27 protein-coding genes are annotated in these 21,717 nt (G+C 59.8%); 9 read left to right on the forward strand and 18 right to left on the reverse strand.

Annotated elements, in window-relative coordinates; translation table 11 throughout:
* Nucleotides 1-90: 90 nt before the first annotated feature.
* The 6 genes from ACR0DU_RS10750 (at nt 91) to ACR0DU_RS10775 (ending at nt 5,838) form a co-directional block, all read left to right on the forward strand.
* Nucleotides 91-1,281, forward strand: a complete 1,191-nt coding sequence (locus ACR0DU_RS10750; RefSeq protein ID WP_480874419.1) for a phosphoglycerate kinase — start codon at nt 91-93, stop codon at nt 1,279-1,281.
* Between the two features lie 128 nt (nt 1,282-1,409).
* The gene (locus ACR0DU_RS10755; RefSeq protein ID WP_029622020.1) at nt 1,410-1,709 is read left to right on the forward strand and encodes an FtsB family cell division protein; all 300 of its coding nucleotides are present in this window, start codon (nt 1,410-1,412) and stop codon (nt 1,707-1,709) included.
* 184 nt (nt 1,710-1,893) lie between these two features.
* A complete protein-coding gene (gene pdhA / locus ACR0DU_RS10760) occupies nt 1,894-2,883 on the forward strand; it encodes a pyruvate dehydrogenase (acetyl-transferring) E1 component subunit alpha (protein WP_010442123.1) in 990 nt (329 codons plus the stop codon).
* 15 nt (nt 2,884-2,898) lie between these two features.
* Nucleotides 2,899-4,269, forward strand: a complete 1,371-nt coding sequence (locus tag ACR0DU_RS10765; RefSeq protein ID WP_480874422.1) for a pyruvate dehydrogenase complex E1 component subunit beta — start codon at nt 2,899-2,901, stop codon at nt 4,267-4,269.
* Nucleotides 4,269-4,529: a hypothetical protein gene (locus ACR0DU_RS10770; RefSeq protein ID WP_480874425.1), complete on the forward strand. Its 261-nt coding sequence runs from the start codon at nt 4,269-4,271 to the stop codon at nt 4,527-4,529. Before ACR0DU_RS10765 ends, ACR0DU_RS10770 begins: the two co-directional genes overlap by 1 nt.
* 1 nt (nt 4,530) lies before the next feature.
* Nucleotides 4,531-5,838: a pyruvate dehydrogenase complex dihydrolipoamide acetyltransferase gene (locus ACR0DU_RS10775; protein WP_480874427.1), complete on the forward strand. Its 1,308-nt coding sequence runs from the start codon at nt 4,531-4,533 to the stop codon at nt 5,836-5,838.
* A 71-nt stretch (nt 5,839-5,909) separates the two neighbouring features.
* Here the strand turns inward: ACR0DU_RS10775 and cysE are convergent, their stop codons facing one another.
* The gene (gene cysE / locus ACR0DU_RS10780; protein WP_170773206.1) at nt 5,910-6,719 is read right to left on the reverse strand and encodes a serine O-acetyltransferase; all 810 of its coding nucleotides are present in this window, start codon (nt 6,717-6,719) and stop codon (nt 5,910-5,912) included.
* 92 nt (nt 6,720-6,811) lie between these two features.
* Nucleotides 6,812-7,087 carry a hypothetical protein gene (locus ACR0DU_RS10785; RefSeq protein ID WP_480874849.1) on the reverse strand — a complete coding sequence of 92 codons (276 nt, stop codon included), beginning with the start codon at nt 7,085-7,087 and terminating at the stop codon, nt 6,812-6,814.
* Here ACR0DU_RS10785 and ACR0DU_RS10790 point away from each other — a divergent pair.
* Nucleotides 7,079-7,144, forward strand: coding sequence for a hypothetical protein (locus tag ACR0DU_RS10790; RefSeq protein ID WP_310793658.1), 66 nt, complete (start codon nt 7,079-7,081; stop codon nt 7,142-7,144). The genes ACR0DU_RS10785 and ACR0DU_RS10790 overlap by 9 nt on opposite strands.
* Here the strand turns inward: ACR0DU_RS10790 and ACR0DU_RS10795 are convergent.
* The 16 genes from ACR0DU_RS10795 to ACR0DU_RS10870 form a co-directional block, all read right to left on the reverse strand.
* Entirely contained in the window at nt 7,125-7,421 is a 297-nt protein-coding gene (locus ACR0DU_RS10795; RefSeq protein WP_480874430.1) for a DUF7742 family protein, read from the reverse strand. The genes ACR0DU_RS10790 and ACR0DU_RS10795 overlap by 20 nt on opposite strands.
* A 6-nt stretch (nt 7,422-7,427) precedes the next feature.
* Entirely contained in the window at nt 7,428-11,408 is a 3,981-nt protein-coding gene (locus ACR0DU_RS10800) for a baseplate multidomain protein megatron (RefSeq protein ID WP_480874432.1), read from the reverse strand.
* Complete coding sequence (locus ACR0DU_RS10805) at nt 11,408-11,848, reverse strand: NlpC/P60 family protein (RefSeq protein WP_480874433.1); 441 nt, start codon at nt 11,846-11,848, stop codon at nt 11,408-11,410. Before ACR0DU_RS10805 ends, ACR0DU_RS10800 begins: the two co-directional genes overlap by 1 nt.
* Nucleotides 11,848-12,732: a DUF2163 domain-containing protein gene (locus ACR0DU_RS10810; RefSeq protein ID WP_480874436.1), complete on the reverse strand. Its 885-nt coding sequence runs from the start codon at nt 12,730-12,732 to the stop codon at nt 11,848-11,850. Before ACR0DU_RS10810 ends, ACR0DU_RS10805 begins: the two co-directional genes overlap by 1 nt.
* Nucleotides 12,732-13,364, reverse strand: a complete 633-nt coding sequence (locus ACR0DU_RS10815) for a phage distal tail protein, Rcc01695 family (protein WP_480874439.1) — start codon at nt 13,362-13,364, stop codon at nt 12,732-12,734. The genes ACR0DU_RS10810 and ACR0DU_RS10815 overlap by 1 nt, the downstream gene beginning before the upstream one ends.
* Nucleotides 13,365-13,376: 12 nt before the next feature.
* Nucleotides 13,377-14,039, reverse strand: a complete 663-nt coding sequence (locus ACR0DU_RS10820; protein WP_480874441.1) for a phage tail tape measure protein — start codon at nt 14,037-14,039, stop codon at nt 13,377-13,379.
* Entirely contained in the window at nt 14,026-14,235 is a 210-nt protein-coding gene (locus tag ACR0DU_RS10825; protein WP_480874444.1) for a rcc01693 family protein, read from the reverse strand. Before ACR0DU_RS10825 ends, ACR0DU_RS10820 begins: the two co-directional genes overlap by 14 nt.
* Nucleotides 14,232-14,546: a gene transfer agent family protein gene (locus ACR0DU_RS10830; RefSeq protein WP_480874446.1), complete on the reverse strand. Its 315-nt coding sequence runs from the start codon at nt 14,544-14,546 to the stop codon at nt 14,232-14,234. The genes ACR0DU_RS10825 and ACR0DU_RS10830 overlap by 4 nt, the downstream gene beginning before the upstream one ends.
* Nucleotides 14,546-14,959, reverse strand: a complete 414-nt coding sequence (locus ACR0DU_RS10835) for a phage major tail protein, TP901-1 family (RefSeq protein WP_480874447.1) — start codon at nt 14,957-14,959, stop codon at nt 14,546-14,548. The genes ACR0DU_RS10830 and ACR0DU_RS10835 overlap by 1 nt, the downstream gene beginning before the upstream one ends.
* Nucleotides 14,960-14,979: 20 nt before the next feature.
* Nucleotides 14,980-15,393 carry a DUF3168 domain-containing protein gene (locus ACR0DU_RS10840; protein WP_480874449.1) on the reverse strand — a complete coding sequence of 138 codons (414 nt, stop codon included), beginning with the start codon at nt 15,391-15,393 and terminating at the stop codon, nt 14,980-14,982.
* On the reverse strand, nt 15,390-15,728 hold the full coding sequence (locus tag ACR0DU_RS10845; RefSeq protein WP_480874451.1) for a phage head closure protein: 339 nt from the start codon (nt 15,726-15,728) through the stop codon (nt 15,390-15,392). The genes ACR0DU_RS10840 and ACR0DU_RS10845 overlap by 4 nt, the downstream gene beginning before the upstream one ends.
* Complete coding sequence (locus tag ACR0DU_RS10850; RefSeq protein WP_480874454.1) at nt 15,725-16,324, reverse strand: head-tail connector protein; 600 nt, start codon at nt 16,322-16,324, stop codon at nt 15,725-15,727. Before ACR0DU_RS10850 ends, ACR0DU_RS10845 begins: the two co-directional genes overlap by 4 nt.
* A gap of 170 nt (nt 16,325-16,494) precedes the next feature.
* The gene (locus ACR0DU_RS10855; protein WP_480874457.1) at nt 16,495-17,673 is read right to left on the reverse strand and encodes a phage major capsid protein; all 1,179 of its coding nucleotides are present in this window, start codon (nt 17,671-17,673) and stop codon (nt 16,495-16,497) included.
* Between the two features lie 35 nt (nt 17,674-17,708).
* Nucleotides 17,709-18,254, reverse strand: coding sequence for an HK97 family phage prohead protease (locus ACR0DU_RS10860; protein WP_480874460.1), 546 nt, complete (start codon nt 18,252-18,254; stop codon nt 17,709-17,711).
* Between the two features lie 26 nt (nt 18,255-18,280).
* Nucleotides 18,281-18,499 carry a GTA head formation protein, RCAP_rcc01685 family gene (locus ACR0DU_RS10865; protein ID WP_010442100.1) on the reverse strand — a complete coding sequence of 73 codons (219 nt, stop codon included), beginning with the start codon at nt 18,497-18,499 and terminating at the stop codon, nt 18,281-18,283.
* On the reverse strand, nt 18,492-19,652 hold the full coding sequence (locus tag ACR0DU_RS10870; protein ID WP_480874462.1) for a phage portal protein: 1,161 nt from the start codon (nt 19,650-19,652) through the stop codon (nt 18,492-18,494). The genes ACR0DU_RS10865 and ACR0DU_RS10870 overlap by 8 nt, the downstream gene beginning before the upstream one ends.
* A gap of 309 nt (nt 19,653-19,961) precedes the next feature.
* On the opposite strand from ACR0DU_RS10870, the gene ACR0DU_RS10875 reads away from it, so the two are divergent.
* Both ACR0DU_RS10875 and ACR0DU_RS10880 read left to right on the forward strand, forming a co-directional pair.
* Nucleotides 19,962-20,681, forward strand: a complete 720-nt coding sequence (locus tag ACR0DU_RS10875) for a hypothetical protein (protein ID WP_480874464.1) — start codon at nt 19,962-19,964, stop codon at nt 20,679-20,681.
* Nucleotides 20,682-21,046: 365 nt separating this feature from the next.
* Nucleotides 21,047-21,307, forward strand: a complete 261-nt coding sequence (locus ACR0DU_RS10880; protein ID WP_480874467.1) for a hypothetical protein — start codon at nt 21,047-21,049, stop codon at nt 21,305-21,307.
* The last annotated feature ends 410 nt before the right edge of the window (nt 21,308-21,717 follow it).

Raw genomic sequence — 21,717 nt, forward strand, 5'->3', positions numbered from 1 at the left:
CGCGCGAATGCCAAGTGACGCATTGACCTGAAGGCAAAATGCAGGAAAAGAACCGCCTGAAACTGGATGTAATGGGCAAGGATAGACGCGATGGGCTGGAAAACTCTGGACGATATGGAACTGAACGGCAAACGGGTTCTGGTACGTGTGGATATCAACGTGCCCGTCGCGAATGGTGTGGTCACGGATGACACCCGCATTCAGCGCATCATGCCAACCGTGCGCGATATTCTCGCCGCAAACGGCAAGCCGATCCTTCTGGCCCATTTCGGTCGCCCGAAAGGCGAACGCGTCGCCGAGATGTCTCTCAGGCAATTGGTCCCGGCGCTCGAGACCGCCTTTGGCACACCGGTTCGGTTCGCCGATGATTGCGTCGGTGCTGAGGCCGAAGCTGCCGCAGCATCGCTGGGCGCAGGCGAAGTACTGCTGTTGGAAAACACCCGCTTTCATACCGAAGAAACCAAGAACAGCGTCCCGCTTGCCCAAGGCATGGCAAAACTGGGCGATGTCTATTGCAACGACGCCTTCTCGGCCGCCCACCGCGCGCACAGCTCAACCGAAGCGCTTGCCCGCCTGCTACCCGCCTGCGCCGGTCGTCTGATGCAACAGGAACTCAGCGCGCTTGAGGCAGCGTTGGGTGCACCCAATCGCCCCGTCACTGCCGTTGTCGGTGGCGCGAAAGTGTCGACCAAACTTGACCTGTTGGGCAACCTGATCGAGAAGGTCGATTACCTCGTAATCGGCGGAGGTATGGCCAATACGTTCCTGGTGGCCAAAGGGATCGACGTCGGAAAATCTCTGGCCGAACACGCCATGACCGACACCGCTGCCGAAATCCTGAACAAAGCCGAATCTACAGGCTGCACGATTATCCTACCGCGCGACATCGTCGTGGCCGAGGCATTCGAGGCAAACGCACCGCATCAGGTTCTGCCCGCAGATCAATGCCCTGCCGACGCCATGATACTGGACGCTGGCCCCGAAAGCGTCGCTGCAGTGTCTGAGGTGCTGGAGAATAGCCAGACTCTGATCTGGAACGGCCCGCTAGGCGCGTTCGAGCTGACCCCGTTCGACGCCGCCACCAATGCCGCCGCGCTGAAGGCTGCCGAACTGACCCGCGATGGCAAGCTGACTTCAGTCGCTGGTGGAGGCGATACGGTGGCCGCGCTGAACGCATCGGGTGCAGCGGCAGATTTTTCCTATATCTCCACCGCAGGTGGTGCGTTCCTGGAATGGATGGAAGGTAAGGCCCTGCCAGGCGTCGCTGCTTTGGTTCGGTAAGTAGCCGATCCTCAGACTGACCTTTTTGCTCACAGGGGATTCACAAGCCGAATCACCTGTGACATAGTGAAGGCAGATGCCCGCTAAGGGCACGTTTTGAGGCAGTTCGTTCTACGGTGGTTTATAAGGTGACCCGTTCCTATCGACCCGGTCTTGGGGCATTCGCATTCTACTCGGTCGCCTTTATGTTAGGCGTCTATTTCACCTTTGCCGCCGTGCAGGGGGATTATGGCTTGTTCCGACGTGTGGAAATTGCAGCAGAACGTGACGCGCTGTCCCGCGACCTTACCCAGCTTCAGGATGAGATCGCGCGAATGGAAAATATGACCCGTCGCCTGTCTGATACCTATCTGGACCTCGACCTGCTGGATCAGCAAGCACGATCTATCCTCGGCATGATCCGCGCCGATGAAATCGTCATTCGCTGATCACGCCCAGGCACAGGGTTTTTCACAGAAAAATCTCTCACCCTAATTCATCTTCTAAGATTTTCTGCCACCGAAACGAAGGCACCCTGCCCCCGCGTCACATTTGTACTCGCCAGAACGCGCGAAATGCTTTATGAGATAGTTTAACGCTAAACTATCTGTCCGAGAGGGGGAGATCGCCACGATGGCTGCGCGAAAAACCACAAAGAAACCAAATGTTTCTGCGGAAGAACTTAAAACCTACTACCGCGAGATGCTTCTGATCCGCCGATTCGAAGAGAAGGCAGGTCAACTCTATGGCATGGGTCTGATCGGTGGGTTTTGCCACCTTTATATCGGGCAGGAAGCCGTCGTTGTGGGCCTCGAGGCTGCCGCCAAAGAAGGCGACAAGCGGATTACCTCCTACCGCGATCACGGACATATGTTGGCATGTGGCATGGACCCGGGTGGCGTGATGGCCGAACTGACTGGTCGCGAAGGTGGCCTTTCAAAAGGTAAAGGTGGCTCGATGCACATGTTCTCGAAAGAGAAACACTTCTATGGCGGCCACGGTATCGTCGGCGCTCAGGTGCCATTGGGCGCAGGTCTGGCCTTCGCCGACAAGTACAAGGAAAACGGTGGCGTAACCTTTACCTATTTCGGTGATGGCGCGGCCAACCAGGGCCAGGTTTATGAGACATTCAACATGGCAGCGATCTGGGATCTGCCGGTTGTCTTCGTGATCGAAAACAACCAATACGCCATGGGCACGTCGCAGACGCGTTCGACCTCAACCAAAGACATCTACCATCGGGGCGAGGCGTTCGGCATCCCCGGCGAGATCGTCAATGGCATGGACGTTCTGGCGGTCAAAGCTGCCGGTGAGAAGGCCGTCGCCCACTGCCGCGCCGGCAAGGGTCCCTACATCCTTGAGGTCAAAACCTACCGCTATCGCGGCCATTCGATGTCGGACCCAGCCAAATACCGCACGCGCGAAGAGGTTCAGAAGGTCCGTGAACAAAGCGACCCGATCGAACATGTGCGTGAGCTGCTGCTGACCGGCAAACATGCGACCGAGGATGACCTGAAAGCGATCGACAAAGAGATCAAAGAGGTCGTCAACCAGGCCGCAGAATTCTCGAAAGAAAGCCCCGAGCCTTCGCTGGATGAGCTCTGGACCGACATCTACGCCTGAGAGGACGATTAAGACATGGCAACCGAAATTCTCATGCCCGCCCTTTCGCCCACGATGGAAGAGGGCACACTGGCCAAATGGTTGGTTAAGGAAGGCGACACCGTATCTTCCGGCGACATCATGGCCGAGATCGAAACTGACAAGGCGACGATGGAGTTTGAGGCCGTCGATGAAGGCATCGTCGGCAAGATCCTGATCGCGGAAGGTACCGAAGGCGTCAAAGTGAACACCCCTATCGCCGTGCTTGTGGAAGAAGGCGAAGACGCCTCAGCCCTGCCCGCGGCTGCACCCGCAGCCGCAGCGGCGACCGAGGCCGCCCCAGCGGCGGTTGAGGCCCCCGCTCCTGCCACTGCGCCTGCTGCGCCGGTGGTCGACTTGTCGCCCGACTGGCCCGCAGATGCAGAGATGAAGTCCGAAACCGTCCGCGAAGCACTCCGCGATGCGATGGCCGAAGAAATGCGCGGTGATGAAGACGTCTATCTGATGGGCGAAGAAGTCGCCGAGTATCAGGGCGCCTATAAAATCTCGCAAGGATTGCTGGATGAATTCGGTGCCAAACGCGTGATCGATACGCCTATTACCGAACACGGCTTTGCAGGCATCGCGGTTGGGTCGGCCTTTGGCGGATTGAAACCAATTGTAGAGTTCATGACTTTCAACTTTGCCATGCAGGCGATTGACCAGATCATCAACTCTGCCGCCAAGACGCTTTATATGTCTGGCGGTCAGATGGGTTGTCCCATCGTGTTCCGTGGCCCCAACGGTGCCGCCGCCCGCGTGGCTGCTCAGCACAGCCAGGACTACGCCGCGTGGTACATGCAGGTGCCCGGCCTCAAGGTAGTGATGCCCTATTCCGCAGCCGACGCCAAAGGCCTGCTGAAATCGGCCATCCGTGATCCGAACCCGGTTGTGTTCCTTGAAAACGAAATCCTCTACGGCCGCTCCTTCGACGTGCCGCAAGTGGATGACCTTACCATCCCGCTGGGTAAAGCGCGAATCTGGCGCGAAGGCTCGGACGTGACCATCGTCAGCTTTGGCATCGGAATGCAATACGCGCTGGAGGCCGCCGACAAGCTGGCCGAGGACGGCATCAGCGCCGAGGTGATCGACCTGCGCACCATCCGCCCGATGGACACCGGCGCGATCATCAACTCGGTGATGAAAACCAACCGTCTTGTGACCGTCGAAGAAGGTTGGCCGCAAGGTTCCGTCGGTAGCTACATCAGCTCGGTCGTGATGCAGCAAGCGTTCGATTACCTCGACGCACCGGTCATCACCCTCACCGGTAAAGATGTTCCGATGCCATATGCCGCGAACCTCGAAAAGCTGGCGCTGATCACCACTGATGAGGTGATCGCGGCGGTGAAACAGGTGACCTACCGGTAATGGAGATCAGGGGCCGCGATCCAGCAACCGAATGCTACCGTGTCGAGATCGATCTCGATGACCGGACCGTGCGGGCGCTTGTGCCCGAACGGCTTGCGGCGGATATGCGGTTGATCGGCGCGCGCCCCTCGCACCAGACCGCCTATGTCTGGATGGCGGAGAACAAAGATAGAATCGAGGCTGCGATTGCGACGCTCGCACGCGGCACCGGGCGCCCCAAAGCGCCCTTTGACCAAATTACTCTGATTGAGGAGCGCTGAGATGCCCACCGAAATCCTGATGCCTGCCCTGTCCCCGACGATGGAGGAAGGCACACTTGCAAAATGGCTTGTGAAAGAAGGCGACACCGTCTCCTCCGGTGACCTGCTGGCCGAGATCGAAACCGACAAGGCCACGATGGAATTCGAGGCCGTCGACGAAGGCACCATCGGCAAGATCCTGATCGACGAGGGCACCGAAGGCGTGAAGGTGAACACCGCCATCGCGGTTTTGCTGGAGGATGGCGAAAGCGCCGATGACATTGGCGCAACACCTGCTGCCGCCCCGGCGGCTGCACCCGCAGCCGCAGCCGCAGCGGGCAACGAGGCTGCCGCGCCAGCGGCATCCGAGGCGCCCGCCCCTGCCCCGGCAGCGCCGGCCAAAGCGGATGGCGGTCGTATCTTCGCCTCCCCCCTTGCTCGTCGGATTGCCGCACAGAAAGGCTTGGATCTGGCTCAAATCTCAGGTTCTGGCCCGCATGGTCGTATCGTCAAAGCCGATGTGGAAAGCGCCACAGCCGCACCTGCAGCGGCACCAACGCCTGCTGCTGCGGCCGCCCCAGCCGCCGCTGCGCCTGCAGGCCCATCGGCAGATGCTGTGGCCAAGATGTATGAAGGACGCGAGTACGAAGAGATCAAACTCGACGGTATGCGCAAGACCATCGCCGCGCGTCTGTCTGAGGCGAAGCAGACCATCCCGCATTTCTACCTGCGCCGCGACATCAAGCTGGATGCGCTGCTCAAGTTCCGCAGCCAGTTGAACAAACAGCTTGAAGGTCGGGGCGTGAAGCTCAGCGTCAACGACTTCATCATCAAGGCCGTCGCCAACGCGCTGCAACAGGTTCCCGAATGCAATGCCGTCTGGGCAGGTGACCGGGTTCTGCAACTGAAACCCTCGGACGTGGCCGTTGCGGTTGCGATCGATGGCGGCTTGTTCACCCCGGTCCTGCAAGACGCCGACACCAAGTCGCTGTCAGCGTTGTCGACCGAGATGAAGGATCTTGCAGGCCGCGCCCGCGAACGCAAGCTGGCACCGCATGAATATCAAGGCGGCACCTTCGCGGTCTCGAATCTTGGCATGTTCGGCATCGACAATTTCGACGCCATCGTGAACCCGCCGCATGCCGGTATTCTCGCAGTGGGCACCGGCCTCAAGAAACCTATCGTGGGCGACGACGGAGAACTGACAGTCGCAACCGTCATGTCAGTCACCATGTCGGTCGATCACCGGGTCATCGATGGCGCGCTTGGCGCTCAGCTGCTGCAAGCCATCGTCGACAATCTGGAAAACCCGATGGTCATGTTGGCCTAAGCCAACCGGAATACGCACAAAAAAGGCCGCCTCGAACCCCGAGGCGGCCTTTTTCGTCTATTCATTCAGATTTACTGGTCTTTCCCCAGCATATGATCCATCGAGATCGACGGCTGATCGCACCCGGCCTCGCCCACGATCTTAGCGGGAATGCCTGCAACCGTCGTGCACGGTGGAACCTCCTGCAGCACCACAGAACCCGCAGCGATACGGCTGCAATGGCCGACCTCGATATTGCCCAGAACCTTGGCACCAGCTCCGATCAGAACTCCATCACCAATTGTGGGATGGCGCTGTTCCTCTTCCTTGCCGGTCCCGCCCAGCGTCACCGAATGCAACATCGAGACATTGTCACCCACAACGGCAGTCTCACCGATCACGATGGAATGCGCATGGTCAATCATGATGCCCTTACCAATCCGCGCGGCGGGATGGATATCGATCCCGAAAATCTCGGATGAGCGCATCTGGAAGAAATAGGCCAGATCATGCCGTCCCTTCTTCCAAAGCCAATGGGCCACACGGTAGGCCTGCATCGCCTGATAGCCCTTGAAATACAGAATTGGCTGCAGCAGGCGGTGGCAGGCCGGATCGCGCTCATAGACTGCCATCAGATCGGCCCGCGCGGCTTCGAGCAGTGCCTTGTCGTCGGTATAGGCCTCGTCCACGATCTCGCGCAGGACCATCATCGACATCTCGTTCGAGCACAGCTTGGCCGAGATCCGATAGGAAAGCGCCCGTTCCAGGCTGCGGTGATGCAGTATACAGGCATGCACCAACCCGCCCATCAGCGGCTCTTTTTCAACCGCCGCGTGGGCTTCAGAGGTTATGCGGTCCCAAACGGGATCCACTGGCGTCACTTGGCTGCGCGTTTCGAACATGGCTTTTCATCCTTTGCTGCGCTTAGAATAGCCATCTAGTGGCAAAAACGCCAAACGCAAACCCTTGATGCACAGTGCAACAAAAAATGAACTCAGCTGAACTGGAGCAATTCCGGCAACTCATCCACCAGCGCCTTAGCGATCTGGCCACGCAATCCGCGGCCGGCCAAGAAGCTCAATCGATTGTGGAACTGGATCAACAGGCAGTTGGTCGACTTAGCCGAATGGATGCCCTTCAAAATCAGGCGATGGCGAAAGCCCAACAGGTTCGGCGGAACACCGAAGTTCATCGTCTTCAGGCTGCGCTTGTCCGGATGGAAGAGGACGAGTTTGGCTATTGCGAAGATTGCGGCGAGGAAATTGCCCACGGTCGGCTAAAATTGGACCTTGCCGCATCCAAATGTGTCAGCTGCGCGACTGCTTAATCTGAAACCGGATCAGTTTTAGCAGAACCATCTCGAAACACTGGCAATATTGCAGATCATCGAAACTTGGTTCATCTGCCAGCGGTCGACTGCGTGCAGCCGCCATTAGTGAGCCATTTCCGTAAACCGGATGCAGCCGACCCGTTCTGGCGACGTGCTGATCTGCCAGTTCGGCCGCAGAGATCAAAAGGGTGCTCAACTGATCACGGTCGGCTAGCGGCGCAGCCAGCAAAGCCCGCGCCGCTGCGCTGATATCTCCGTGCAGGACCGGTCTCACAGTGCCTTAGCCTACCGAAAGATGTGCAAACGCACCGGGCCCATAAGTGGCTGAGACTTGCGCGATCGCGATGTCGTAAGCTCCGCTCAGCCCATCGTCGAACTTCATCGCGGCGGAATACTGCCAGACCGGAGCACTAGTAACCGTCTCGCGCAGCAAAGCGCCTTCGGCGAACACGCGAACTAGATATACCTCACTTTCTTCGCCCAAGGGCACTTCGAGCCCGCTCCAGTCATCGCCATCGATCCGTGTCCGGCGCACCCAAGAGATGTCGTCGCCCGAGCCCGTCACAGAGACTCGCAAATGCACCGGCGAATAAGGCCTCAGCCCATTGCCGTCGAACGCTTCGACCAGATGCTCATAGGCCGGGTCCTCATAGCCGCGCGTTGCCGGGCCGATGCGGTAATGCTTGGCCACGCGCCGTTCGGTGCGCAGCAATCCGGTCTGATAAACACGTTCATCCAGCAGCGCAAAGGTTGACCCTTCTGGCCAGATATCGGGCATCAAGGCATCCGTACCCAACTGTCCGCGCAGGCGGCCTGACAGGTTATACACGCCGGTCTCCTGCAGGTTGGCTTCGGAAAACTGGAACACTTCCCAATTGCCGGGCGTTCCGTCCCCGATGGCGGCCAGATTAGCACCACTCAACAACGCTGAGCGTCGACGAGACTCCAGCACGCCATCGATGAGATTGACCCGCAGCGCAGCCCCTTCATCCCAGAGCCCGGCCCCAGCGCGCCGCAGCGGTGTCTCGGTGAACCCAATCACCGCCTGCCCTGCGATCACCTGATGCAGCGTATAGTCCTCATCCTGTGGGGCTGAATAGACGGCCACGCTGCCGGGCCACGGCTCGGCCGAGATTGCAAGATAAGGCGCATGGGGCGCTTCGGATCCGGTGATCAGCGGCAGGTCCATGAACACCGGTAAGACGGGCACCGGCGCGATGAACGGTTTGGCCGCAGCTACATCGTCCAGCACGTCGGACGGCGTATAGACGCCGGGTTCAATCCGTACTGCATCGGCCAATTGCATCTCGGCCTGTTCCAGCCGGTCAATCCGATATAGCGTTCCGTCCCCAGCATCCGGCAATCGCACCACATCGCCAGCCCCGACATGCAGCAACGAGGGCGGCAGAGCAAAGCGCGCCGTCTCGCGCGAGATGCGGGATTCGCTCAGCCAGCGTTCGACCGTCTGACGCCCCTCAGCGCGGGTCATCGACAGAGGCATTTCGTTGACGGCGACCGAATGGGTTCTGTCATCGGGCAAGACGGCCTCTTCCGCGACGACATCATGGTTGGCATCCGATTGGACGAACCGTAAACGGACACGCCCTGTCATCTCAGCCTCTGCCTCGCGGCGATGTTCCACCGGTCCATCGATATCCGAGCTGATCGCGATTTGCTCGGGATCCAGATCTACAGCCTGACGCCCATCCCGCGTTCTGAACTTCAGCACCCCGTCTCGCTCGATCGCGTCGAACCCATAGCGCAGCATCAGCGGTTGCAAAGCCTGCCGGGCGTTCATCACCTCTTCGACCACATAGCCGCGCACCACGCCATACAGCTCTGAGACATCGATGGCTGTCACCCCCGCCTTGTGACAGATTTCTGTCACGACCGAGGCCAATGTCCGAGACCCGGACCGCCCGTTCAGCCAATGCCCGCGCGCGTAATTGTCTCCGTCAGACCACTGCGACCTCAGGTTTGGAAAGGTTGGGAAGGGTCGTGCATCCCAGGCCCAGACAAAGGCGTTCGACATGTCCACCATCGGGCCATCATAGATGTCCGATACCGGGTTAATCTCAGGATCGCTCCAATAGCCCAGAACGGTCCGGAGGTACTGGATCATGATAAATTCGTCTCGCAACCCATTGGAATAATTCGGTAAATCAGATTCCGACGATTTGGGGTCCAGAAACTTGTTCGGCTGGTTCGTGCCTTTGTCGATCGCCGCGCATCCCAGTTCTGTAAACCAGATCGGCTTGGACCCCGGCACCCAATCCGTAGAGGTTTCCTGCCGGTTGCCACCGATCCGCTCGTGATGTCGGTTCGCCCACCAGTTGCGCACATCCTTGTAGCGCCAAACCCATGGCTCGCCATGGGCGTCATCGGTGATCGGGCTTCGGATCTGCGCTTCGGCCTCTTCGGGCGAAGCGTAATACCAATCATACCCCTCACCGCCTTCGATATTGCCACGCAGATAGTCGAGGTCATAGATCGACCCGTTCGACGCCTTAGCGTCCAAATGCGAGGCGCCATCACGCCAGTCGGACAGCGGCATATAATTGTCGATGCCGACAAAATCGATGTTCTCATCGGCCCAAAGCGGATCAAGATGGAAATACCGGTCTCCGCTGCCGTCCTGCGGCTGATATCCGAAATACTCGGTCCAGTCTGCAGCATAGCCAATCTTGGTATCCGGCCCCAAGATCGCTCGAACTTCCGCCGCCAGAGACCGCAGTTCCGCAACCGCGGTAAAGCCCGACGCACCGCGGATTTGTGTCAGCCCGCGCATTTCGGACCCAATGCAGAAGGACTCCACACCGCCCGCGGCCTTGCACAGAGCTGCATAGTGCAGAATGAACCGCCGTAACCCCCATTCACTTGGGCCGCGATAGGTCACTTTGCTGCCGCTGGTCGAGAAATGTGACGCTCGTGCCGTACCAAAGAACGCCGCCACTTGGGCATCCGCATCGGCGGTTTGATCCGGTGAGCCCGGCCGCCCCGGAGCCACATCCAACGTGATCCGCCCCCGCCAAGGCAAATGCGGCTGATCAAAATCATCAGACCACGGATCAGGCAGGCCGTTGCCCTCTAATTGCTCCATCAGAATGAACGGATAGAACATGACCCGTTTGCCCGAATTCTTCAGGTGCCGGATCGCCTGCACCACCGCCGCATCAGCCGGGGTGCCGCCATAAACCGGACGCCCATCCTGCCATTTCACCTGCCCTGCCGCCGCACGGGACAGATCCGAAACACTCCAGGGCATGTTTGCGCCCTCGATATTTTTGCGTTCTACCTTGGGTCGAATCTGACATTCACCGCAGCGCAAATCATCGCCGAACCACGACACGATCAACGAGGCCGCCTCGCAACCCGGCAATTCCTGGCCCAGCGCCCGCGTCGATGTCACAAGATCGGTTTTGCCCGATGGCGAGTTGACATTCGCCGCCCAACTGCGGCCCCGGCCCTTGGTGTAATTGACTTGAGATGAAGCCAGCGCGTACTCGCCTGTTCCCGGCATCAGCGCCACGCCTTTGATGATCCGAGACAGCGCGTCTGCGGCATCCGGCATCTCGTCTTGTTCTTGCCGTACCACCTCAAATGAGAATTGCGGTACACGGTTGCCAAAAGGGCCCAGCGCTAGATCTTCGATCACCACATAAGCCGTACCGCGATAGGCAGGCACCGTGCCTGCGCCTTCAACCGCCTCAATCAGTGGATCGGGCAATTGATCGTGATCCCCACAATAAATCCGCATATTCAGCGTTTGGCGCTCGACCTCTTCACCATCGGCCCAGACGCGTGTGATATCCGCGACCTGGCCCGCGCCCACGGCAATCGCCAGAGATACCGAATAGCTGTAGCTATGGGTGGTGGTTGTCGTCGTCACCTCAACGGGCTTGGGCTTCCCTTTGCCCCCGCCACCACCGCCCGAGGTTTGTGTCGAGGTCGATGTAGAGCGGGTTTCCAGAAAATCCGATGCCCAGATGACCTGTCCGCCGATACGCATCCGGCCATAGACTGTCGCGACGGTCGCACCCTCGCCGGTCTCAGTCAGACGGAAGCGATCCAGACGTCCGGTTTCAACGACCTCACTGCCGCCCCCCATGACGGATTGACTGGCCATCAGCCGGTTGTCAATCACCCGCCCCAGTGTCGCCCCAACAGCACGACCAATTACTGCCGTTGACAGACCTGCGACAGAGCCGCCGATCGAGCCGCCAATTGCCGCCCCAGCGGCAGACAGAAGAATTGTAGCCATCAGAGGTCCTCCAGCGGGAATTCGAAACAGGCGACGACGCGGCGACGCCACGGTTCGCTCAGTGTGTTTTCAACAACACCGTGCCCGGTATAGGCGTGGATGAATCGCATCGGATCAGGCGCGCTGACAATGCCCAGATGCTTGGCCACCGCCGAATCCCGCATCCGAAACAGCAAAACATCCCCCGTGGTTATATCCTCGGGCGATTTCTCGATGAGATGGCGGCGGGCCGCAGCCCACATGCGTTCCTCGCCCTGCGGCTCAGACCAATCCATGCTATAGACCGGCACCGCCACGGGCTCATGCCCCATCACAGCGCGCCAAACGCCCCGTAGCAGGCCCAGGCAATCCGCCCCGGCCCCACGGACAGACGCTTGATGCACGTAGGGCGTACCCAGCCACGCCCGCGCTTCTTCAACGATTTCTTGCTTAATCCGCATCACCGCCGACTCCCCCCTTTGTGTTGACTGCTGCGCTTGGGCACGGCCATGACCCAGTCCTCGTGCGGCAGGTCGGGGAAGCCCTGAAAATTCAGCATGTTGTTGAACTTTAACCGGCAAGTGGTCATGCGTTTGTCACACCCGGCGGTCAGTTGGACCCTGTCGCCCACCGCCAGCCCACCGCCAATCGACGACCACAGCGTAACATCGCGCCCATCTCGCGCCGGTTCATCCAGCTTGATCGAGGCCCACAGGCCCTGAGCAGCCCCGTCCAGCACATCCAGCCTGCCGCGCTCGAACCACCCGGCGTCAGAACTCTCCGCACCCCGCAACCGCAAAGCCGCGCCGTCCAACGCGACAATTTCAGCCTCGGCTCGATAGCCGGGTGTCTCCAGGGCAAAGCGGCACGCCTTGTCCCCCAGCACAGCCGTGCAGGGCTTCTGATAGATCCGCCCCAATGACCGGTTCAGCAGATCCGTCAACCCGCGCAGTTCCGCATGAAACGCCCCACCCGCGCGCCGCAATTCGCCAATTGAGCCGCGAAACTGCAGCATCCTCTGCTCTGGATCGACCCAGTTGACCAGCCAAGCCCGTACCTCGGCCCCGTCAAAACGCCCTGCCTCGATATCCTCTTCCCGGACCGAGGCATCAGATAGCGCGCCCATCGCCTCGGTGTTGTCGATCGACAGGCCGGTTGCCTGTTCGATCGCCGCAGCCGTCAAACCAGTGCTCGCCTTTAAGACCAGCCCGTCAAAGCGCAGCTCCATGTCATGATCGGTGAAACCAAAGGTCTGTCCGTCGCTGCGCGTGATGGCCCAACAGCGACAAGTGGTGGTCAGACCGCTTTGCAGATGCGTCTGTAGCGCCTGTTTATCGCCGCTCATCAGACCCGCACCTCGACCACGGGCACATTCGGCACGTCGCCTGCCTGAAAGCTGGCGACGCTGGTCTGAATCTTGTCCGTGTCAAACCGCACAGGCACGTCGAACTCGAACCCTGCCGTAATCTCGACCTGTTCGGGCGGCGGTGCTGCAAAGGTCACACGTCCGACCGCCAGATCCACCTCAAAATCCACGCCTTCGCGCTGCGCGTCCTGATCCAGCCCAAGCTTCACGGTCCCCAGCACCGGCTTCAGGATTGGCCGAACATAGTTGAACCCGCCCGAGCTGTAGGTCTTGACCAGCTGGAACTCGGTCGTCTCGCCATCGCCCTGTGCAATCACCTGATCACCTTTGTCGACCTCGGCCGTCGCCGCGCCCGACTTGAAATCCGACCAGTCCTTCCAGCGGAACCCAAACATCTGCCCCTGCCGCGCCTCGAAAAACGAGATCAGAGTCTCGATATCATCCAGCGACCGCATCCCCAGCCCGGCATCATAGCGCCTGCGCGAATGCGCCCAGGGGGTGTTGCGTTCCTCAAACCCGTTGGTCAGCGTCACAATATCTGTGCGCCGTTCCGGTCCCCCGACCGAGCCAAAGCTCAGGCTGGCGGGAAATCTCACCTCGTGGAAATTCATCACCTGCTCCCCTTATCTGTTGCGATTGCCGCGACCCAAGGCCCGGCTCATCTGCGCCGCGATCTGACCCTGAGAGCGGCGGAATCCCTGCACATCGGGCGTTGAGATATTCATCACCACATTCACCGCCCGGCCCCCGCCCTGTGTCCGCACGCCCAGCTTGCCATCCGCTCCGCGCGCCAGTGGCATGATCGCCTCGGGGCCCGCCTCGCCCATCAACCCGGTGCCGCCGCGCATCGGAAACATCGCCGGGCTGCTGACCACACCACCATTGGCAAAAGGCATCACCCGGCCTTGGGAAAAACTGCCGCCATCGGCAAACGGAAGAATCCCCTGAACCTGACCGCCAACCCCATTGGCCAGCATGCCGCCGAAGTGGTCCGTCACCGGCTTGATTGCCGCCGAATACGCCGTGCGGATCATCGAGTTCTTCAGCACATCCAGCGCGCCCGACAGGTTCATCCCATCCAGCACCACGCCATCAAAGGCCTTTCGCAAACCGCCGGACATGCCACGCTCAAGCGTGGCGATATCCTTGCCGGTCTCTTCAAACGCAGCCCTGATCCGCCGCATCTGACCATCAAACGCTGATGCCATTGTCGCAGCGTCGCCCAACGCATCGCCCAGCGCCTCTCCCCGCTCCTGCAGGTCGTCAAAACCATCACGATCCGTCATCATGCTCTCCTTGTGTCTTGTCCGGATAGGCCGTCAGCAAGGCATCCAGGCCCGCCCGGTTCATCGAAGGCATCCCCGCGCCTTGCCCCAGCATCAGCCGCAGCTCGACCGGGGTCAGACGCCAGAACTGTTCCGGCGTCAGACGCAGGCCGAGAAACCCGGCCCGCATCAGCACGGGCCAGTCGAACCCGCTCACTCGGGCACCATGAAGGCCCGCGCCAGCAACTCAGCCGCCGCCTTGGCCCCCGCCATCGGCCCGCCCTCAATCTCGGCATGCAGCAGATCATCGCGTGTGACCTGCGCTCCGCCGCCCCGCAACCCTGCGACAAGCAGCGCCAGCACATCACCGCTGGAATAAGCCCCGCCTTCAAACCGCTGCACCAGCTCGACCAGAGACCCGGCCTGCAGTTCCTGTTCCAATTCCGCCAAGGCACCCAATGTCAGCTTGAGCACCCGCTGCTTCCCATCGATGGTCAACGCCACCTCGCCCGTCCACGGATTGGCCATCAGAGCGCCGTAAAGCTCAGCGCACCGGCGCTTGCCATGCTCATCTCATAGGTCGCCTCACCGTTATGCGAGCCCGCATATTCGATGCTGCTGACCTGAAACGGGCCTTCGACAATGCCGAAATCGGGGATGATCACCTGAAAACCGGGTGTCTCACCGTCAAAAAACAGCTGTCGCGCCCTTTCATCCGTGCCCGCGTCCTTGAACACGCCCGAGCCCGAGATCGAGGCCGATTTGACCCCAGCCCCTGACAGCAGCTCGCGCCACCCGCCCTGACTTTCCAGGCTGGTCACATCCACACTTTCCGCATTGAAACTGATCCGCGTGGCGCGCAGGCCCGCGATGGTTTCGAACAGACCGGTGCCGTTCATATCCACTTTGACCAACAGGTCTTTTCCGTTCTGGGCAACCATATGCTCTCTCCGTTGATTGCTTAGTCGTCTTCCACGCGAGCGCGAAATCTCAGATCGATCTGGCGGATCGCGCCGCCGGTTCCTGTGCGCCGGGCACTGGCGCGCTCGAACCACAGCCCCACCAGATGGCCTCGGTCCAATGTCAACGCCGCCCCTTCCAGCGCATCGCAGACCGCACCAGCCAGTGTCTTGGCCGCGCCAAAGCCCGCCGCTTCGGACACCACCGAGACCGTGAACCGGTGCACCGCACCCGAACCGGATCGGTCCGACGCCTCGCGCACCTCCTCCGGCCCCAAGGTCACGTAGGTCTGTGGCAACACCCCTGAGGGTACCGCGTCATAGATTGCCCCGCCCGACAGGGAGCTGACCTGCGCATCGCCTACCAATTGCTGAAACACCGCCGCCTGCAAAGCGGCTGCAACGCCATAACTCATGCCGCCACCTCTTCATCTGCGAAACAGGTCAGGAATTGGCCGCGCCCATCACGCTCGGCCACCGCGCGGATGACAAAGCGGCGCGTTCCTTCGACAAAGCGCTGATCAGGCGTGGGCCGCATTGATGATCCCTTGGGTGCACCCCGCACCACGATGCGATAGCCAACCCGCGACACCGAGGCACCGCCAACAGCCCGTTCCGAGCCGCTGCGCGCCGTCACCTCGGCCCAAAGCGCGCCCAAAGCGGCCCATGTCTCGGTATAGCCCCCCGCGCCGTCCGCGCTGCGTACCGGAGCCTCCAGCACCAGCTTGCGGTTCAGTCGCGGCGCACTCATTGCGTCACCCCTGCGCCGAAGCGCACTGTGCGATAGCGCTGGATCAGGCTGGTGACGCCAAAGGGCATGCACCCCGCGCCCAGCGCCGTCTCATCGCGATATTCGTAATAGTGCGCAGCCAATAACAGCACCGCCTGACCCAGATCAGCGGGCAATCCGCCCCAATCCGCAGCCATTCCAGCCGTGAAGGCGATCTTGACCGAACCGCCGGTTTGCACCTTTGGCAAGCAGGATCCAACCGGACGCAGCCGAGGGCGCTGCGTGTCGCGCTCTAACCGGTAAGCCGCCGAGTCCGCAACCGTCTCGGTCCCTGCTGCATCTGTCAACGTGACCGCAGCAACCGAGACCACCGGGGCCACCGGCAGCACTTCACCTGCAGTGTCACGCCAGCCGTTCAGGCTCCATGAAAATTCCCTTTGGATCAGCACCTTACCAGTGCGCGCCTCTATCGCCGCAATGGCTGCGCGCAGAAAACCCCGCAGCACTTCGTCCTGCACATTGCCCTCGGCAAACCCCGTACCCAGCCGCAGATGCGCCTTGAACTGATCCACCGGCAGCGCCGCATCCGCGATGGCGGTTTCTTCGATCAACATCATCCATTCACTCCGCAATCTCGGACCCCTCCGGGGCCACTTCAGGAAAATGACGGGCACGCGCCGCCCCACGTTGCTCGGACGGAGGGGAGCAGCTAGACAACGCGGGCGATCTCACCCCGGCCCGCGCCCGCCGCCCGAGGGGCCATAAAGCCCCCCGGATTCAGCCCGCATTAGGCGGTGCCGAATTTCACCAGCTTGATCGCAGCAAAATCGCTTACGTCGCCGCCAACACGCTTGGTCGCGTAGAACAGGACATGCGGCTTGGCGCTGAACGGATCGCGCAGCACGCGCAGATCAGGACGCTCGGCAATGGTATAGCCCGACAGGAAGTCACCAAAAGCAATCGAGTAGCTGTCGGTCGCCGCATCCGGCATATCCTCGGCAATCAGCACAGGATAGCCCATCAGACGCGCAGGCTCACCCGCCGCCAGACCATCCGACCACAGGAAGCGGCCATCGCTGTCCTTCAGCTTGCGGATCAGACCCGCGGTTTTCGAGTTCATCACGAATGTGCCGTTCACCCGGTACTGCGCGCCCAGCGCGTAGACCACGTCCACAATGGCATCCGCATCAACGCCGCCATCAATGCCCGACGCGACATAACCCAAGCTGTCCCAGCCCCAGCTGCCGTTCTCCATCGTGCGGTGGGTCAGGATACCCTTGGGCTTGTCCACACCATCGCCATTGATGAACGCAGCCGCCTCGGCGCGTGCAAACTTGTCGGCTATACGACCGGCCAACCAGCCTTCGACATCGAACGCACTGTCATCCAACAGGCGCTGCGACGCCTTGGGCAGCGCGCTCAGTTCGTGCAGCGGGATCGAAATCCGATCAATCGATGGGGTCGAGGTCTCAGCCGTGGCCGAGTTCTCATCAGCCCAACCCGCGCCCACATCGGTGTGGTCGATCAGCACGTCGAAAGAGTTCGCCTCGACATTCACCACCGACGCTATCGAGCGGATCGAAGCCGTCGAATTCAGCACCGATTTGATCATCTCAGCCGTCTGCGGATCGACCAGATAGCCACCATCGCTGTTGACCGCCGTCGAAAGCGACTTGGCCTCAATCTCCAGCCCGCGCAGCCCGTCATCCTCGCCCGAACGCACATAGGCGTCGAATGCCTTTTGATGCGGGGCACCGTCCTCGATCGAGGCCGCAAGATGCGGACGCGCCGCGATGGTTGATTTACGATCCAGCATAGTCAGTCGCTCTTCTGTCTGTTGCAGTTTGGTTTTAACTTCAACCTTCAGGCCCTTGAATTCATTCACGAAGCCAGCCATCGCCTGCTTCACCTCCTGAACCAGGGGCGCACCCTCTCCGGTCAAGGCCGGGGTCTCGGTCTTGCTCATCAGCATGTCCTGTTTTTGGGTGGGTTTGAGGCGCGTTAGGTCCGCGCCAGCTCCTGCCGGGCATCATCGAACACCTCGGCAATACTGCGCCAGGTGCTTTCAACGTCAGGCTCAAAACCCTTCGCCGCCACCCGCGCACTGGGCAGCATCGGGAATGTCACCAAGGACACCTCCCACAGCTCCAGTTCGGTCAGGACCCGCTGGCCCTTGTCATTTTTCACGGCCCGCTTGGTGCGATAGCCAATCGACAGGCCGTCCATCGCACCCGCCCGGATCAATTCGGCCGCCTCTCGGCCCTTTTGCGTGCTCTCCAGCAGACGTCCCTTGACCCAAAGGCCCCGGTCGTCCTCGCGCACCTCGTCCCAGACACCGATGGGCTGCGCCGGTTCGTGTTGCCACAGCATCTTGACCCGCTGACCTGCCTTCGCCAGCCCCTCCAGCGAGCCCCTATACGCCCCGCGCTGCACCACATCGCTGCCCTGATCGACCTGCCCAAACAGGCTGGCATACCCTTCGATCACCGCATCGTCGGTCACTGACAAGCTGTCTCCGAACTGTGCGAATTTATGCTCCAAATCCATGAACTTCTCCATGTAACCCACTGACATTATGGCGTTACCACAAGGAATGACTGAAACGCCTGCGCCAAAATCACCGCCGCTACGCCATAGACTGTCAGCCACAACCGCTTCTCCAGCCGCTCCATCATTTCCTCGATCTGATCCAGCCGCCGACAGAGGTGCGCATGCTGGATCTCCGCCACCCGCTCATGCGCGGCCAAGCGCAGGCCCGGCGCGCAATCGAACGGTGGATACCCGTCACCCATCGCCACGCTCCGGCAGCCCCAGCAACGCGCGTTTTTCCGCATCCGTCAGAAAATCGGCCCCGTTGACCCGCGCCCATTGCGCATCCCGTTCCGCCGACAGCGCAGGCACCTGATCCATGTCGGGCTTCAGCACCAAATCCTCACCCGAGAACCCCGCCAGCCACTCCGATACCGCCGCCGCCACCCGCGTCACCAGAGGCAGCACGGTCAGGCGATAGAACGCCCGGTTAGCCTCCTGATAGTTCGAATATGTCGCGTCGCCCTGGATCCCCAGCAGCATCGGCGGGACCCCAAAGGCCAGCGCGATCTCGCGGGCGGCGGCTTCCTTGGTCTTTTGAAACTCCATATCGGACGGAGAGAATCCCATCGGCTTCCAATCCAGCCCCCCTTCCAGAACCATCGGCCGACCCGCATTGCGCGCCCCGCGATAGTTCTGCTCGATCTCATCGGACAGGCGCCGGAACTGATCCTCGGCCATCACCCCATGGCCATCGCCCTTCCACACCAGCGCCCCCGAGGGCCGCGCCGCATTGTCCAACAGCGATTTCGACCAGCGAGACGCGCTGTTATGCACATCAATCGCCATCGCCGCCGCCTGCATCGGCGAGAATCCATAGTGATCATCCTGAGGGTGGTACGATTTGATATGACAGATGTTTTCCGCCCTAAACCGGTGCTTCTTGCCGCCCACGGCGTAGTCATACGCCTTGGGCCACCCATCTGCCCCCGGCACCACGCTCATCCGGTCCGAACGCAACACATGCAGCTCAACCGGCAGCCCCTCATCGGCCTGAACCGCCTCGACATAAGCATTGCCCGACAGCAGCAACTGCCCGAACAGGGCTTCCATCAACTCCGCCCGCCCCTGCGCCGCATTCGGACGACGCATCAGCGACAGGATCGGATGAACATCAAACCGCTGCGCCTGATCCTGTAACACCAGCGGCAGAGCCGCCGCCGCCTCGGCAATCAACTTGACGGATCGAAACCCCACCGGGTTCCCCGAAAACCCCGTCCGCGTCAGCGACACCGCGTCCCGAGGGCTCCACGCCACGCGCCCGCCCGTCTGCCACGCCACCACAGGCCCCGCCGCGCTCGCCTTCGCCTCCGGCGCTGCCTCAGCCGATCCACGACGCAAGAAATCGAATACCATCTGTGCTCCTTTCTGCCGCCGCTCTGCCCGGCTTGTTGAAAGGAGTTATGACGGAAAGAAGTTTAGGGCTTGGGAATGGAGCGTGCGGGGATTGGGCAACAACGGTGTCGCCCCCTTGTGCAGTTAGTTTTGCCTACGAGATCAGAAACTTCTTTGCGAACAATGCATGTATTTGCTGCAACTTCGTTAAAGGTAGCTGTTGTTAAATTTCCGCGGGCTGTTTAGAGCTTTTGAATACACCTTCAGATTGATCTGCATGACAAATCATTAGGACGACAAATTGAGGCGCAAAACTATGAAAAAAGTGCTTTGATACGACTATTATTACTAGCCTGCTGCGCTATCGTCGCTATTGCAGCTTTTTTCTTAGATTTGAGATCATCCTCGGCAGACCACCTCAACAGCGAACTGACGAAAGTTGTAGGCAAAGAAGGTTCGGTTTCCCTCGAAAGTTGTAGCCTATCTATCACTTTCGAGACACGAGGTTTGCCGGGCGCACCAGTGGCTCTGACCCGCGTTGTACTGCGAGCTGACCTAGAGAATTACAATCTGAATACTGTACGCATTCTTCCCTTTCCTGACAGATTTGACCTCCGCATCAACCGAGGACCTGTTGACGATCGCATGCTGGCTCAGGTCGACAGTATTGTGGATGCCGGAGATGAGATCTCAGAGCAGTTCGGCTCCGACGCCGAAGCCACAAAGAAATTGTTGAAAGCCGAAGGGAGTTCATTGTTCTTTCGGGTCATGGCGGAAGTTGTAGTTTCTGAGGAAGGGAGCCGAAAGCTCGTTCCTCACGACGATGCGCCAGAATTCTTTCGGTTTACAGAAGCCGTGGAGTCAATACCGATACCCACAAGTTATCGCACAACAACTACATTCGCCTCTGGCGAAGCTTCCGCCGAAACTCTATTGACTGGGGAAGTCGTTGCAATACCGTTCCTGCAATTTTCAGCGGGTTCCGAATACCAAGCCAAAACACTCGCACGCGCTTTCCATGAATACGCAAAGGCGTACAATTGCAACTAGTACCTATGACATTAATCAAGCGCCACATTTGAAACTCTTTATAAATCAGCAATATACATCGTGAACATCCGGCAATTTTTTAGTGTCCAAGATGCAATTTTGCTTCACAAACTCCGCACCCGAGGCCGCCGATACGCCCCCGCAGGCCCCACAATCAACTCATGCAACGCCCAGACCAGCGCGTCGACCTGGTCGGGCGAGCCCTGCCCCTGACTCCAGCTTGGCCGATTGCAAGATTCAGAAGCTTGTTGAACCAACAACCTAAATCCTTTGCAATCGCCGCCAAGTTCTTGTGATTTCGTGCCACGGCTGTTGCCTACGTTTCACATGCCCCCACGTGTGCTTCAAATTGAAGAGGCCACCCGATGAATGAAAACGAACCTGTGCTGTCCGGACACTCCGATACGAACTATAGTTGGACCAAGGAACCTACTGCCGCTGACAAGCACGTCTATGAGGTGTTTGCCTCCAACGTAGTCGTACTTGTGCAGCTGCTTGATGACTACAAAACAATGATGTCGCCGGATGTCCACGCAAGGCTGTTTTCTTCGCTGCTGACGCTGTCCCGGCTGCTCGGCGAATACGAGGATAATTGGAGTCAAAAGTACCCAATGTCGAGAACCTGATTGCGCCAGTAATCTATCAACCCTCAAAGCGCTCACAAACTCCGCACCCTCGGCCGCCGATACGCCCCTGCAGACCACACCACCGGCTCACGCAGCGCCCAGATCAGCTCGCCGAGGCAGTAGGGTGAGTCCTGCCACTTAAACCCGCGCGCGCTAATCTAACATATCTTAGCTTCTAGCGCGTCCAGCCAGATCATGGGTCAACTGATCACCTCTCTACCCGATTTTTTGAAAGGATTTATCGCGGAAAGCGTTAAAGCCTTGGGAGAGGGGGCTAGAGAGCACCAAAAATGCCCAAAGTTGATCTCTACTGGGCGCTTCGCGAGCAAATCGCAATCGATCGAGAAGAAACCAAACACATTGCGCAAGTTTATCAACACAAAGATTCAAGAACTTTTGCTGATGAGACA

It is taken from the genome of Ruegeria sp. G2 (genome assembly GCF_056533505.1).